Origin of the sequence: Massilia sp. X63 (genome assembly GCF_041023745.1) — a bacterium.
Lineage (GTDB): Bacteria > Pseudomonadota > Gammaproteobacteria > Burkholderiales > Burkholderiaceae_D > Telluria.
In genome coordinates, this window is the sequence record NZ_JBFTEF010000001.1 from 165422 (window position 1) to 179477 (window position 14056).

Annotated in this window: 18 protein-coding genes and 1 pseudogene; 13 read left to right on the forward strand and 6 right to left on the reverse strand. The window is 66.3% G+C overall.

Annotated features, from left to right (window positions below):
* Positions 1-62 precede the first annotated feature (62 nt).
* The 5 genes from AB3347_RS00735 to AB3347_RS00755 are packed head-to-tail and all read left to right on the forward strand — an operon-like array spanning position 63 to position 2767.
* The gene (locus tag AB3347_RS00735) at positions 63-983 is read left to right on the forward strand and encodes an OmpA family protein (protein WP_369089857.1); all 921 of its coding nucleotides are present in this window, start codon (positions 63-65) and stop codon (positions 981-983) included.
* 27 nt (positions 984-1010) lie between these two features.
* A complete protein-coding gene (locus tag AB3347_RS00740) occupies positions 1011-1544 on the forward strand; it encodes a bacterioferritin (protein WP_369089858.1) in 534 nt (177 codons plus the stop codon).
* Positions 1545-1597: 53 nt separating this feature from the next.
* The gene (locus AB3347_RS00745) at positions 1598-1951 is read left to right on the forward strand and encodes a YqjD family protein (RefSeq protein ID WP_369089859.1); all 354 of its coding nucleotides are present in this window, start codon (positions 1598-1600) and stop codon (positions 1949-1951) included.
* A gap of 18 nt (positions 1952-1969) precedes the next feature.
* Positions 1970-2356 (forward strand): phage holin family protein, encoded by a 387-nt coding sequence (locus AB3347_RS00750; RefSeq protein ID WP_369089860.1) that lies wholly within the window; start codon positions 1970-1972, stop codon positions 2354-2356.
* A 24-nt stretch (positions 2357-2380) separates the two neighbouring features.
* The gene (locus AB3347_RS00755) at positions 2381-2767 is read left to right on the forward strand and encodes a hypothetical protein (protein WP_369089861.1); all 387 of its coding nucleotides are present in this window, start codon (positions 2381-2383) and stop codon (positions 2765-2767) included.
* A gap of 239 nt (positions 2768-3006) precedes the next feature.
* Here AB3347_RS00755 and AB3347_RS00760 read toward each other — a convergent pair whose 3' ends face one another.
* Both AB3347_RS00760 and AB3347_RS00765 read right to left on the reverse strand, forming a co-directional pair.
* Positions 3007-3375: a hypothetical protein gene (locus AB3347_RS00760; protein WP_369089862.1), complete on the reverse strand. Its 369-nt coding sequence runs from the start codon at positions 3373-3375 to the stop codon at positions 3007-3009.
* Positions 3376-3584: 209 nt separating this feature from the next.
* Positions 3585-4046: a glycine zipper 2TM domain-containing protein gene (locus AB3347_RS00765; protein ID WP_369089863.1), complete on the reverse strand. Its 462-nt coding sequence runs from the start codon at positions 4044-4046 to the stop codon at positions 3585-3587.
* A 251-nt stretch (positions 4047-4297) separates the two neighbouring features.
* On the opposite strand from AB3347_RS00765, the gene AB3347_RS00770 reads away from it, so the two are divergent.
* The 3 genes from AB3347_RS00770 (at position 4298) to AB3347_RS00780 (ending at position 6563) form a co-directional block, all read left to right on the forward strand.
* On the forward strand, positions 4298-4846 hold the full coding sequence (locus AB3347_RS00770) for a hypothetical protein (RefSeq protein ID WP_369089864.1): 549 nt from the start codon (positions 4298-4300) through the stop codon (positions 4844-4846).
* A gap of 82 nt (positions 4847-4928) precedes the next feature.
* The gene (locus AB3347_RS00775) at positions 4929-5243 is read left to right on the forward strand and encodes a BON domain-containing protein (RefSeq protein ID WP_369089865.1); all 315 of its coding nucleotides are present in this window, start codon (positions 4929-4931) and stop codon (positions 5241-5243) included.
* A gap of 45 nt (positions 5244-5288) precedes the next feature.
* Positions 5289-6563: an AI-2E family transporter gene (locus AB3347_RS00780; RefSeq protein ID WP_369089866.1), complete on the forward strand. Its 1275-nt coding sequence runs from the start codon at positions 5289-5291 to the stop codon at positions 6561-6563.
* Positions 6564-6638: 75 nt separating this feature from the next.
* Here AB3347_RS00780 and AB3347_RS00785 read toward each other — a convergent pair whose 3' ends face one another.
* A complete protein-coding gene (locus AB3347_RS00785; RefSeq protein ID WP_369089867.1) occupies positions 6639-7589 on the reverse strand; it encodes a YihY/virulence factor BrkB family protein in 951 nt (316 codons plus the stop codon).
* Positions 7590-7692: 103 nt separating this feature from the next.
* On the reverse strand, positions 7693-8724 hold the full coding sequence (locus tag AB3347_RS00790; RefSeq protein ID WP_369089868.1) for an OmpA family protein: 1032 nt from the start codon (positions 8722-8724) through the stop codon (positions 7693-7695).
* A gap of 411 nt (positions 8725-9135) precedes the next feature.
* On the opposite strand from AB3347_RS00790, the gene AB3347_RS00795 reads away from it, so the two are divergent.
* The 5 genes and pseudogenes from AB3347_RS00795 to AB3347_RS00815 all read left to right on the forward strand — a co-directional run.
* A complete protein-coding gene (locus tag AB3347_RS00795) occupies positions 9136-9750 on the forward strand; it encodes a winged helix-turn-helix domain-containing protein (RefSeq protein ID WP_369089869.1) in 615 nt (204 codons plus the stop codon).
* A 206-nt stretch (positions 9751-9956) separates the two neighbouring features.
* On the forward strand, positions 9957-10724 hold the full coding sequence (locus AB3347_RS00800; protein WP_369089870.1) for a glutathione peroxidase: 768 nt from the start codon (positions 9957-9959) through the stop codon (positions 10722-10724).
* Between the two features lies 1 nt (position 10725).
* Positions 10726-11640: a zinc-dependent peptidase gene (locus AB3347_RS00805; RefSeq protein WP_369089871.1), complete on the forward strand. Its 915-nt coding sequence runs from the start codon at positions 10726-10728 to the stop codon at positions 11638-11640.
* A gap of 106 nt (positions 11641-11746) precedes the next feature.
* Positions 11747-12304, forward strand: coding sequence for a hypothetical protein (locus tag AB3347_RS00810; protein WP_369089872.1), 558 nt, complete (start codon positions 11747-11749; stop codon positions 12302-12304).
* A gap of 14 nt (positions 12305-12318) precedes the next feature.
* Positions 12319-12531: pseudogene (locus AB3347_RS00815) on the forward strand (SDR family oxidoreductase); the annotation flags it as partial.
* Between the two features lie 15 nt (positions 12532-12546).
* On the opposite strand, the gene AB3347_RS00820 reads toward AB3347_RS00815, so the two are convergent.
* Together AB3347_RS00820 and AB3347_RS00825 are read right to left on the reverse strand one after the other, a co-directional pair.
* Positions 12547-13146, reverse strand: coding sequence for a hypothetical protein (locus AB3347_RS00820; protein ID WP_369089873.1), 600 nt, complete (start codon positions 13144-13146; stop codon positions 12547-12549).
* Positions 13147-13157: 11 nt separating this feature from the next.
* Positions 13158-14012: a hypothetical protein gene (locus AB3347_RS00825; RefSeq protein WP_369089874.1), complete on the reverse strand. Its 855-nt coding sequence runs from the start codon at positions 14010-14012 to the stop codon at positions 13158-13160.
* Between the last annotated feature and the right edge of the window lie 44 nt (positions 14013-14056).

The following is a 14056-nucleotide window of genomic DNA, read 5'->3' on the forward strand; positions in this document are numbered from 1 at the left end:
AACAAGAAGTTCCCTTCGTTGACCGCCGCCTGCCCGCGGCGCCCAAGTAAAAGGACAAGCCCATGAAAACCCGTTCCACGATGTCGCTGCTGGCCGCCGCCGTGCTGGCCACGGCCTGCGCCACCGCTCCGATGACGACCCCGACGCTGGACCAGGCGCGCGCCGATTTCGTTGCCGCCAATAACAATCCGCAGGTGTCGCAGTACGCGCCGCTCGAATTCAAGCAGGCCAGCGAAGCGCTCGACCAGGCCAATGCCGCCGCCGCCCGCCGCGAAGCCGTGGGCGACGTCGACCGCCTGGCCTACGTCGCCAAGCAGCGCATCGCCAGCGCCATGGAAGTGGCCCGGGCCAAGGCCGCGGAAGCCGACATTGCCAACGCATCGCGCGAGCGCGACCAGGTTCGCCTGGAAGCGCGCACCGCGGAAGCCGACCGCGCCCGGCGCGAGGCGGAGGCCGCGCAGGCCGCCGCCGCCCAGGCCCAGCAGCAGGCCCAGAGCGCCCAGCAGCAGGCCGCCGCGGCGCAGCAGCAGAATGCCGCGCTGGTCCAGCGCGCCGCCGTGCTGGAAGCCCTGCTGGTCGAGCTGCGTGCCGTCAAGACCGAACGCGGCTATATCGTGACCATCGGCGACGTGCTGTTCGCCACCAACCAGGCCAGCCTGACACCGAACGGTATGTCGACCTTGCGCAAACTGGCCGACGTGATGGCGCAGAACCCGAACCGTACCGTGCTGGTCGAAGGGTTTACGGATAGTACCGGCAGCTCGTCGTACAACCAGGAACTGTCGCAGCGTCGTGCCGAAGCCGTGGCCTCGGCGCTGGGTTCGATGGGCGTCCCGCGCGACCGCATCGCCATGAAAGCCTATGGCGAAGCGTTCCCGGTGGCCCCTAATGATACGGCGTCCAACCGCCAGCTCAACCGCCGTGTCGAGATCGTGCTGTCCAACGAAAACGCGCAGATCCCGCCGCGTACGACGGGGCGCTGAGCCGGCTTTTGATTGAGGAAACAAGTTATGGAACAAACGAAACACCTGGCGCATGGCTTCGACGTCACGGCGATCCGCCGTGCCGCCGCCAACCTCGATGACGGCGCCGTCACCGAGGGTTACCAGGCCGACCGCGAGGCGGTCATCGCCATGCTCAACGATGCGCTCGCCACCGAACTGCTGTGCGTGCTGCGCTACAAGCGCCACTACTACACCGTGAGCGGCCCGAACACCGGCCACATCAAGGCCGAGTTCCTCGAGCACGCCCAGCAGGAGCAGGACCATGCCGACCGCATCGCCGAGCGCATCGTGCAGCTCAACGGTTCGCCGAACTTCAACCCGGCCACGCTGACCGCGCGCAGCCATGCCGAGTACGACGACTCCGACGACGTCCAGGCCATGATCCGCGCCGACCTGATCGCCGAGCGCGTGGCGATCGAGTCCTATCGCCAGATGATCCAGGCGATCGGCGACAAGGACCCGACCACGCGCGCGCTGCTGGTCGACATCATGGCCGTCGAAGAAGAGCACGCTGACGACATGCGCGACCTGCTGGCCTGAATCCACGCACCAGAAGCCAGGCACCATTCAACTACCACGAAACGGAGTAGACCATGCTAGACACCACCCGCAGCAATTTCAAATCCCAGGCCCACGGCTACCAGTTCGACAGCAACGCATCGGATGCCTCGTCCGACGTCAAGGCACTGGTACGCGACGCCCAGTCGATGCTGACCGCGGCCGCTGCGCTGACGGGCGACAAGGCCGAGGAGCTGCGCAGCCGCGGCATGGAAATGCTCGACCGCGCGCTCGGCCGTGCCAGCCACTACCAGGGCCAGGCCATGGAAAAGGGCCGGGAACTGGCGCACGAGGCCGATGTCTATGTGAAGGACAATCCTTATCGTACGCTGGCGGTCGCGGCCGGGATCGGCGTGCTGCTCGGCGTCCTCCTGAGCCGCAAGCAATAAGCGCCGCCGGGGACTGCCATGCAAAAAGACGATACCGTCGTGCATAGCCCCGGCCTCATGGGCGGGGTCTCCAGCCTCATGAAGAGCCTGTTCGGCCTGGTCGTGTCGCGCGTCGAACTGGCCGCGCTCGAGCTGTCCGAGGTGCGCAACCACCTGATCGAACTGGTGGCCCTGTTCGGCGCGGCCATCCTGGCGATCTGGTTCGCCATCGCCTACGGCACCGCGACCATCGTTGCGCTGGCCTGGGACGACATGGGCTGGAAGATCCTGCTGATCCTGTTTGTCGTATTCCTGGTCATCACGGGCGTACTGGTAGCGAAAGGCCTGGCACTGCTCAAGCAGGACAAGCTCTCCTTCCCGGCCACCATGAAGGAACTGAAGAACGACCGCGACATGCTGCTCTAAGCGGCGACACGAAGGAGGGGAAACATGCACAATCACGATGGAACGACCGGTCTGGCCGGCCACAAGCACAGCCCCGATCCGGCGGTGCGCAAGCAGGAACTGCTGCGCGAGGGCGAATTCTTCCGCAGCGGCGTGGTGCACGCAAGGGCGCACATCCGCCACGCGGCGCGCCCCGAGGTCATGCTGCACGGCGCGATCGACCACGCTACCTGGGCCCTGCGCGCGCGTGCCGACGCGATGCTGAAGCCGACCGGCACCAGCGTGTCGGTCCTGATGCCTTACGGGCTGGCGCTGTTTAATTTCATTCGCCAGCGCAAGCTCGGCAAGCCGGCCGGCGCCGCAGCGATCCTGCTCGGGGTGGCAGGCTGGTACATGAACAAGCGCCGTGTGCAGCAGCAGGGGCTGAGCTGACACGGCAAGATATGCATTAGCTGGACTGAATATGGTGGGGCTTGAGCGGCGTTGCAATCATTGATTGCACGCCGTTTTTTTTGGAGCCCCACGGATGAGCAGCCACGGATGCGCAGGCGGAACCGGTCATGGCCTGGCCGGCGCATCGGCCGGCGAGACCGGGCCCGCCGGTGGCAGGCACAAGAAAAAACGCCTGACCCGCGCAGGCAGGACAGGCGTTCGACCGCGAACCGGTCGCTTCAGGGCGCCGGCGCCTGGCCGTCCAGCTGCGCCTTGGCCGCGGCCATGTCGCGCGCGTAGGTCGCGCGTGCTTCCTGCAGGCAGGTCTTGCGCTCGGCAGCCGGCGCCTGCTTGCAGGCGTTCTTCGCTTCCTGCAGGGCCGCGCCGATCTCCTTTTGCAGGGTGCGCAGCCGGGCCTGGCGTGTCGTGTCTTCGCGGTACCAGCGCGCCGGGTCGCCCTGCGCAATCTCGCGCGCCTGCTTGCTGGCGGCGGCGGGATCGACCAGGGCGTCGCTACTGGTCCGGGTTTCGGTTTGGGCTTGGGCAAACAGGGCGGTGCCGAGCAGGCAGGCGCCGAGCCCGCGCACTATGGTGGCGTGGTGTCGCATGGTGTCCTCCAGCGGTCGGTAGCAGGCTGCGGGCCTGCGGCGGTGCAAGCCGGCCGACGCCGCGAACGGCAGGTCCGGCACGCGGCCGGAGTCCGTCCGGGCATCGGAAGCGGCGCGCACGGGTGCGGCGCAGCCCCGGCCTGCGGCCGGCTGCGGCCCCAGGGCAGGAAAGCCGCTGCGGGCTTCCCTGCATTCACGATCGGCCTCGATCAGTAACGGTAGACGCGGCCGTCGACGATGCGCACGCGGTTGCCCACGCGCAGGTCGTAGACGCTGTCCTGGGTCACGGTGCGGTATTCGCCGTTGTCCATGCGGACATTGACTTGGTAAAGCTCCTGACCGCCCTGGCGATTGCGTTCAACATTGTTGCCGATCGCCGCGCCTGCCACGCCGCCTGCTACGGTCGCCGCGGTACGGCCGCTGCCGCTGCCGACCTGGTTGCCGGCCAGCGCACCGACCACGCCGCCGAGGATCGCGCCGGCGCCGCTGGTCCGGTTGCCGCCCTGGGTGACCTGGATCGACTCGATCGTGCCATAACCCATCGACACGTTGTTGTAGCCGCTGTTGTAGCCGTTGTTCGAGGCGTACGGATCCGACGAGGTACTGGCGCAGCCAGTGAGGAGGGCCGTTGTAGCCAGCACGGCAGCAGCAAGGGTACGGGTTGCTTTCATGTTGTTCTCCTGACAAAAGTGATGGTTCCAGCTTAGTCACAGCCGTGGCGGGGGTCTGTGCGTTGCCTAACCGTCCTTGCTCAGCGTATTGATGGGAATCGCCGGCCGATTTTCGGCCGCATGACTGTCGTGTTTTTGATGCAATAACAACAATAAGGTGATGGCAGGCTTGCTGTGTTCGGCACCGAACAGAAACCGCGCCTGCTGACGTGTAAAACGTCATTAGCGTGTTGACAAATGGAGAATAAAAAATGAAAACATCCCATGCATTTCTGCTCGTTGGCGCCGCGCTCGCCTGGGCAGGTTCGGCACGTGCCCAGGCCGTGCCGGACGCCAAAACGGTTTATGAACAGGCGAAGGCCACGGCCGAAGCGAACTTCAAGTCGGCCCGGGTGCGTTGCGACCAGATTGCCGGCAACCCGCACGACTTGTGCATGGCCGAGGCCCGCGCCGCCCGCGTGCGGGTCGAGGAAGAAGCCGAGGCCGCCTACAAGAACACGCTGTCGGCCTATACCCAGGCCCGCATGCGCATCGCGTCGGCCAATTACGACCGCGACAAGGTACGCTGCGCCGCCGTCACCGGCAACGACCGCGATGTTTGCCTGGAGCAGGCCAAGGCGACCCTGATCGCCGCCCAGGCCGACGCCAAGGCCGACCGCAAGGCAATCGAGGCACGCCAGGATGCGCGCCAGGACAAGCTTGCCGCCGAATACCGCGTCGCGCTCGAGAAGTGCGACGCCTATGCCGGCGCAGTCAAGGATCAGTGTGTCAACGCTGCCAAGACCGCGTTCGGAAAATGATGTACGGGCCGGCTTGCCGGCACCGCCCACCTGCCCGCATTGGGCTTGCAATCGTAGTTTGACTCAACAACAAGGAGCTATCATGAAAATCGCACAACGCCTCATCACCGCCACTTTCGCCGCCGCCGTCGCCATCACCGCCGTCGGCTGCTCCTCGAACCCGACCGCGAAGACCGCCGGCGAATACGTCGACGACGCCATGATCACCACGAAGGTGAAGGCCGCCTTCGCCGCCGACCCGACCGTCAAGGCGACCGAGGTGAACGTCGAAACCTACAAGGGCGACGTCCAGCTGTCGGGCTTCGTGGCCGAGCCGCGCGACGCACAGCGCGCCGTGGAAATCGCGCGTGGCGTGAAAGGTGTAACCTCGGTGAAGAACGACATCCGCGTCAAGTAATCCCATGCGCCGGGGCGGCCCGGCTCCATTGTCAAGGCACGATCCATGCAGCTCGCACCGACTGAACCTGGTGAATCTTCCGTCAAACCTGCTGCGAACGCGCCAGACGATCCCGCCCCGGCGGCGCCGGCCCAGGCTGAACCCGAGGGCGGCGCCGAGCCCGGTCCTGCAGGCGACGAGCTCACGATGAACGCGGGCGGCCTGCGGCTGCCGATCCATGTGAACGCGCGCGGGCTGTCGCTCGGCATCCTCGCGACCATCGCCTGCATCTTCGCGCTCCAGTGGGCGCAAAAATTCTTCGTGCCGCTACTGCTCGGCATCTTCATCGCCTATACCCTGAACCCGGTCGTGCGCTGGCTCGAACGCTGGCACGTCAAGCGCGTCATCGGCGCGACCCTGGTGACGGCCCTGATCATGGGGGGCCTGGGCGGCACCCTGTATCGCTTGCAGGACGAATTCTTTAACATCATCGACGAACTGCCGGCCCTGACGCACAAGGTCACGAAAATCCTGACCAACAGCACCGGCCAGCGCTCGACCATCCAGCAGGTGCAGGCGGCTGCCGCCGAGATCGAACGCGCCGCCTCCAACGCCGCCGGCGGCGGCGAGCGCCGCGCGATCCAGAAACGCACCCAGTCGGTGCCCCCTGCGCCCGCCGCGGCCGGCTCGAACATCCGCGTGATGGACTGGGTGCTGGCCGGTTCGGTCGGGCTGGCGACTTTCCTGTCGCAGGCGACGATGGTGGTCTTCCTGGTGTTCTTTTTGCTGCTGACGGGCGACACCTTCAAGCGCAAGCTGGTCAAGCTCACCGGCCCCTCGCTGACGCGCAAGAAAGTCACCGTCCATATCCTGGACGACATGAACAATGCGATCCAGGCCTATATGTTCATGCTGCTGGTGACCAATGTCCTGCTGGCGCTGCTGACCTGGGCGGCGCTGCGCGCCATCGGGCTGGAGAATGCCGGCGCCTGGGCCGCCTTTGCCGGCGTGGCCCACGTGGTGCCATACTTCGGGCCCTTGCTGATCACCATCGCCACCGGGGCGGTGGCGTTCTTCCAGTACGAGTCGCTGCGCATGGTGATCGTGGTGGCCGGCGCCTCGCTCGGCATTGCGACCCTGGTCGGGATGGTGGTCGCCACCTGGATGACCGGCAGGATCGCCCGGATGAACCCGGCTGCGGTGTTCGTGAGCCTGCTGTTCTGGGGCTGGCTGTGGGGGATGTGGGGATTGCTGCTCGGCGTGCCCGTGGTGATGGTGCTGAAGGTGGTAGCCGAGCGGGTCGAGGGCATGGAAGTGGTGGCCGAACTGCTGGGAGAGTAGGGCAGGCGGTGTGCGATCCAGGCCAGCGGCCCGGATCGCACACCGCCCTGCAACATGCAGCGAACGATTGTAGATTCAGCCCGCGCGCCCGTTCTTCCAGGTCGCAGTCGGCTCCGGCGGATCCGCCTTCTTCTTGTCGCCGGTTTCATGCGCCGGCTTGTGCTTCAGGCTTCCCATCTTCAGCGCATACTGGCGGGCGAACTCGGCGCCCAGGAAAAAGATCTGCGCCGAGTAATACACCCACAACAGCAGCGCGATCAGCGAACCGGCCGCGCCGAAGCTGTCGGTGGTGCCGCTGTTGCCGATGTACAGGCCGATCCCGAACTTCCCGAGCGTGAACATCGCCGCCGTGCCGAGCGCACCGATGGTCACGTCGCGCCAGGACAGCTTCACGCGCGGCAGCAGCTTGTAGATCACGCCGAACAGGGTGGCGATCACCAGGAAGCTGAAGGCCCAGGCGACCCAGCCCATGATGAGCGCTGCTTCCTTCCACATGCCGCCGATATAGCTCTCGACCACCGCCAGTGCGGCGCTGACCACCAGCGAGACCATCAGCAGGAAACCCAGCACCAGGATCAGGCCGAAGGACAGCAGGCGGGTGCGCACCAGGTTCCAGAAGCCGGCGTCCTTCGGCGGCGGCACGCCCCAGATCTCGTCCAGGCTGTCCTTCAGCTCGGAAAAGACGGTGGTCGCACCGATCAGCAGTAGCACGGTGGCGACGATGGTCGCGAAGCGGCCGCTCTCCTTGTTCTGGGCGCCGGCCAGGATGGTCTGGATGGTCTCGGCGCCCTGCGGTCCCACCAGGTCGCGCAGTTGCGCCAGCAGCTGGCCCTGGGCCGCCTCGGCGCCATAGAAGAAGCCCGCGATGGCGATCACCAGCACCAGCACCGGCGCCAGCGAGAACAGGGTATAGAAGGCGAGCGCCGCGCCCTTGCTGGACGCACGATGGTCGAGCCACTCCATCACCGCGCAGCGCATCACGTGCACCAGCTGGCGTGAATACGGTAGCCAATCTTTGACAGCCATGTAGCATCCTCCAATTGAAAAGGGGGCCGCAGCCCCCTCGTGTTACACGGTGGCATCCACGCTCCGGCCGAAGCAGCAGGAGCAGGGGTATGCCAGGTCCACTTTACTGAACGCGCTTCTCGACGGTGATCTGCTCGACTTCGACGCGGCGGTTCGGTTCCAGGCAGTCGATCAGGGCCTTGCGGCTCTTCTGGTTGCACTGGACCAGCGGGTTGGCTTCGCCCTTGCCGTAGGCCTTCAGGCGGTTGCCGTCGACGCCCTTGCTGACCAGGTAGTCGCGCACGGCGTTGGCGCGGCGCTCGGACAGCTTCAGGTTGTACTTCTCGGAGCCCAGGCGGTCGGTGTAGCCGGTGATGTCGACGTCGGTGACGCTCGGGTCGGCCTGCAGGGCTGCCGCGATTTCATCCAGTTTCGGCGACGGCATGATGATGTCGGCCTTGTCGAAGTCGAACAGCTTGGTCGCTTCCAGGGTGACTTTCTCGAAGCGGGCCGGCGGCGGGGCGACCGGGGCGGGCTCAGGGGCCGGGGCCGGGGCTGCTTCCGCGACCGGGGCCGGTGCCGGCGGCGCTGCCGGCGGCGCCGGCGGCGGGTTGAAGGCGTAGTTCAGGCCGATCGTCAGGTATTTGTTGTTGCTGCGACGGAAACCGAACTCTTCGTTGTCGCGCAGGAAGCCGCGTACGGCGCGCAGGTCGGCCTGCAGCGACCACTGGTCGGTCAGCGATGCCTGGAAGCCCAGGCCTGCGGTCAGATACGGGGAAGTCTTGTGAACATGACGGAGCGGGTTCTCCACCTTGTCGCGTTCTGCGCCCAGGCCCAGCAGCACGAACGGGCGGAAGCGGTCGCGCGAGAACATCAGCAGGGCGTCGGCGCCCAGCAGCGTCTGGCGGTAACGGGCAGGGCCGTCTTCGAAGCGGACATGGCTGCCACCAAACTGGATGTCCCACATGGGCGACACGGCCTTGCCGAACTTCAGGCCGCCGCCCCAGTCGCGGTCGCTGACACCGAAACGGCCATCCGGCTTGGCGTGGATGACACTCGGCTGAATGTACCACGATGGATTGATTTCCTGGGCCACGGTGGTGCCGGCTGCGCACAGGAGGGCGACGGCCAGGGCGATCTTCTTCGTATTATTCACAGGTAACTCCCATAAGGTGAAGGGTTGGTGACATCACATGTCTTGACACAGATGTTGGATAAAGAATAACAGTGCAAGTTCCGCATCCTCGGTGCGCTACCGCACCCAGCCTGGGTAGCTTGTGCAATTTTACAACAGTGGTAAAAATACCACAGAGCGCTGCCGCGTCGCTCGGAAGAGACCCGACTTTATTGGGCGTGGGAAATAAGCATGAAGACAAAGTCCCACCAAGCGGGCTTATCAAAAATGCTTGCAGGAATGTTCTTGAATGTTGGATGGCGCACAGACCGTGGGGGGCTGACGCAGGCAATCTTGAGCCCAGTTAAGCGGAACCCGAAGTGTTGTCAGGGTGTCATACGACACACAGCGACCCGGACCACACAGTCTCACTCTATAACGGAGCTCACCAACATGCATGCAACGACCCATCACAACGCGGTGCAAGGCGACATCGGCGCCGTGCACACTTCCAGCAACTCTGCGCTGATCGAACGCGTCCCGCCGCAACCAACCGAGCGCGCGCCGATTTCGCTGGCGCCGATCGAACGTGTCCGTTCGACCTCGGCCACGCAGCGCCGGATCGAAAACATGCAGAAGCTGATCAACGAACTGTCGACCCACGAAATGCTGGCCGACGAAATCGCATGGTTCCTCAAGTTCTCGCCGTCGGGCGCACGCAAGTACATCCGTGACCTGCGCGAAGCCGGCGTCATCGAACTGGCCCGCTACATCGAAGGCACCGCCACCTACCTGGGCAAGGCCGTGTACCAGATCTGCCCGGACCAGGAGCGCGTCAAGGCCTTCCTGGCCGCGATCTGCCAGCCGAAGCGCGAAGGCGTCGCCCCGCGCAAGGAGCGTCCGGGCCTGCGCGAGCAGAACATGGCCGGCAGCGGCCGCCACTTCCACATCCTGGCGGACGACACCCACTATGCGATCCGCGTGAACCGCAGCCCGGTCACCCGCGACCCGCTGGTCGCAGCACTGTTTGGCCCACCCCCGAGCCAGACCGCCAAGGAGCGCGCTTAAACAAGCGCCCCCGGCTTTGCCGCGGTAGAGACCCGCGGCAAAGCCGGTCCAGACGATCGCTGTCGTCATTTCAGCCGCGCCGCATGCGCGGCTTTATTTTTTTATAGGCGAACAATTATTTGGGCCCGACGCGTTGAAATCCGGTCAACAAGCCCTACCTCCGATCCAACGCGGCCGCGACGGCCGCTCCATGGAAAGGAAGACCGATGGCAAGCAGCGCCCCCCTACCGACCGCGGAGTCCCTGCAGGGCAGGCCGGTTCCCCGAGTCACCTTCAAGACCCGCCCCGACGACCAGTGGCGGGACATCGGCACCGACGAGCTGTTCAAGGACAAGACAGTGGTCGTGTTCGCGCTGCCCGGCGCCTTCACGCCGACCTGCTCGTCGACCCACCTGCCGCGCTATAACGAGCTGGCGCCGGTGCTGCGCCAGAACGGCGTCGACGACATCGTCTGCATCGCCGTGAACGACGCCTTCGTCATGAACCAGTGGAAGGCGGGGCAGAACGTCGAGCACATTACCCTTATTCCGGATGGCAACGGCGACTTCACCGAGGGCATGGGCATGCTCGTCGACAAGCGCGAGCTCGGTTTCGGCAAGCGCTCGTGGCGCTATTCGATGCTGGTCAAAGACGGCGTGATCGACAAAATCTTCATCGAACCGCAGCGCGAAGGCGATCCTTTCGAGGTTTCGGACGCCGATACAATGCTGAGCTACATCAACCCGAATGCGAAGATTCCCGAGCCGGTCGTCATGTTCTCGCGCCCCGGCTGCCCGCATTGTGCGCGCGCCAAGGACGCCCTGCGCGAGAATGGGATCGTGTTCACCGATATTTCGGAAGACCAGAAGATCACGACCAGCGTGCTGCGCGGCCTGACCGGCCACCTGACCTGGCCGCAGGTATTCGTCGGCGGCAGGCTGGTCGGCGGCGCCGACGAGGTGCTGGCCTGGGCCGCAAGCTCGCAGGAAGGCTGAGATGGAAGGAATCCTTGCCGGCCTGGCAGCGGCCGGTCTGCTGGCGGCATGGCTGCTGCCCAAGTGGCGCCTGCGCCGCGCCCTGGCGCGCCCGCTGGCGCCCGGCCTGGTTGCCGTTCTCGAGCGCAACCTGGTCCAGTATGCCGGCATGGACGCGCACGAGCGCGCGCGCCTGCAGCGCCTGGTCCAGCAATTCCTGCACGAGAAGGCCTTCGTCGGCTGCGCCGGCCTCGACATCACCGACGAGATGCGCGTGACGATTGCCGGCCAGGCCTGCATGCTCGTGCTCGGACGCGCGGGCGACGCCAGCCCGGCCATGCTTTACCCCTCGCTGCACGCCGTGCTGGTCTATCCAGGCGCCTTCCTGGTGCCGCGCCGCGAGGTGGACGTTGCCGGCGTCGTCACCGAGCAGCGCCAGGACCTGCTGGGCGAGTCCTGGGGCGACGGGCGCGTGATCCTGTCCTGGGACCATGTGCGCCGGGCCGGGCTGGATGGGCCCGACGACGGGGACCAGGAAAACCTTGCGCACCACCATAACGTGGTCCTGCACGAGTTCGCGCACCAGCTCGACAGCGAGTCGGGCAGCACCAACGGCGCGCCCTACCTGGGCAGCACCGAGCGCTACCGCAGCTGGTCGGAGGTCCTGTCGCGCAACTACGCGGCGCTGCGGCGCGACGCGATGTGGGGACAGCGGGGCGTGCTCGACCACTATGGCGCCAGCAGCCCGGCCGAGTTCTTCGCGGTCGCCACCGAAAGCTTCTTCGAGCAGCCATGGGAATTGGCGGCGCGCCATCCGGACCTGTACGGCGAATTCCTGAAATACTTCCGGGTCGATCCGCGCCATTGGCTGCCCGAGCCCCAGCCGGTGTTCGAGGAGCCCTTCGGCAGCCTGCCGGTCTACGGGCAGTGGCGCTAGCGGCGTCCACGGTGGCCATGGGTGGCGCAGCCTGCGTGCGCCCGCGTACAGAGCATGCGCGGCTTGGCGGGCATAGTTGAGCTAAACAGATCCAGGAGAAATCGTCATGTCCACTATCATTGCAGGGCGTTTCCAGCTTCAGGATGAGGTCGGCCGTGCGCGCAGCGCGCTGGCCGACGCCGGCTTCGACGCAGGCCGGATCAGCGGCTTTTACCTGAGCCAGCCGGGCCAGCACGATGAAACCCCCATCGGCGGCGACCACATCCAGTCGCCGGGCGCCAAGGAGACGCCGCAAGGCGTGGTGCAGGGCGTCGCCACCGGCGGCGCGGTCGGCGCGGTCATCGGCGCCGCCACCGCGCCGCTCACCGGACCGCTGGGGCCGGTCGTCGGCGGCCTGGTTGGCGGCCACGTCGGCTCGCTGTTCAGCTTTTCCAAGATGAAGGAACGCGGCGAGTCGGAGCAGGGCAGTACCGAGAACCGCATCCCGCCGCGCGAAGCCGGCATGCTGGTGGCGGTCGCCTTCGACGACGCCGGCCTGACCGACCGTGCGGTCGATGTGCTGCGCCAGCTCGGCGCCCACCACATCGAGCGCGCCGAGGGCAATATCGTGGACGGCGACTGGGCCGATTTCGATCCCGCCAGCCGCCCCGAGCTCATCGCCTGACGGGGCAGGCGCGGGTCTACACGGTCTCGCCGGGCTACCTGGACCCCCGCACGATGCGCGAGGTGTCTCCCCAGGTGCTGCGCGAGCGCATCCTGCCGCAGATCCCGGCCGGACGGCTGGGCCAGCCCGCCGAAGCGGCCGGCATGGCGTCCTGGCTGGTCTCGGCCGATGCCGGCTTCGTCACCGGCGCCAACCTGGCGATCAACGGCGGCCAGCACATGTGCTGAGCCGGGCCGGCCGGCTCAGCTGGCTTTGGCGGGCGGCTTCGGCTGGAGCGCGTTGAGCGCCTTGCCGTGCTTCTCGACCTTGTCGATCGCGGCCAGGATCGTCATCGGCTTCCCGGTGGCGGCGGCCCCGGCCAGCGCCAGCAGCCCGCCGACCAGGCCCACCGCTTCGCCGATGGCGCCGATCTTGCGGATCTTTTCTGCCGCGTCGGCGGTGAGCCGGACCAGCTTGGCCTGCGACTTGCCCAGGCCCTTGACGATGAAGGTGGCGGCGTCGACATACAGGCCGTTGGCGCGCTGGCGCAGCAGGACTTCGTCCTCGAGCAGGGCGCGGGCGCTGGCCTGCACCTTCTCGGGCACCGGTCCGCCGCCATAGCTGCGGATCTCCTTCATCACGCGCTCGTGGATCTGGTCGGCGCAGGCCGACAGCTGGTCGGCCAGCTCGACGATCTTGTCGGTGCTGGCCAGCGCGCTGCCGCCTGCGTCCGCGGGCGCCTTGCCGTTGCCGGCGCCAGGCTCGGACACGGCGACGCCGGCGAGCGCCTCCTCGGGGGCGGCCGCGTCATCCGCTGCCGGGCCGGCCGATGCGCTGCCGGAACGGGTGGGGGTGGTAGCCATGTGCTCTCCTGTCAGTCGCCGGACAGCCCGTCGCGGATGGTGCGCAGGTCGCGTCCGTAGTTGGCCAGCAGGCGCCGGACTTCATCGTTCGACAGCTTGCCGAGGTTCTCGCGCATCTTCTGGTGCCCCAGCGCCACCTTGGTCAGCCCCTGCAGGGCCAGTTCGTAGCGGCGGTCGATGAGCTTGTACTCGGTGGCCTTGTTCAGGTAGTGCACCTTGGCGAGCGTCACCAGCATGCGGTCCGAATTGCGCGTGGAGAACGGAATCTCGACATCGAAGATGCCGAGGATCGTCTTCTTCTCATTCTCGTTGGTCTTGTAGTAGAGGCGGGTGAGCTGAATCATGGCGTCGAGCAGGGTCTGCACGTCGGCGTCGCCGTCGCGCACCATGGTCTCCACGCTGCGGTTCTGGTAGCCGGAGGCGATCACGCGCGTCAGCAGCCTGGTCATGCCGGTGTAGGCGGTGATGTGGCGCTGCTGCAGGCCCGATTCCGTATTTGCCTTCAGGCCATTGCCAAGGTCATCGATGCGGTCCGACAGGTCGTAGCGGGCGTCGCCGGCGAGCAGGCTCAGGGTCTGCATGTAGAGCACCAGCGTCTTCTGGATCGCGATGAAGTCGTCGTACACCGCGCGCCGCTTGGCGTCGTTCTCGCGCGCCAGCTTGTCGGCGACGGGAGACAGGTAGGGCTGCTCGCGTTCGTAGGTGTCGCGGTAGCGGCGCGCCAGCTCGGCATAGCCGCCCAGGCGCGCCGACGCGTCGGCGAATTCGCGCACTTCCTGCAGGCTGACCGGACCGCCGGTGGATGCGCAGCCGGCCAGCAGCAGAGCGCACAGGAGCGCCAGGCGGATCGAAAATTGTCGCAGCATGTGGGTCCTTTCTGGCCGGAGGAGGCGGCCCGAAAGTGCCCATT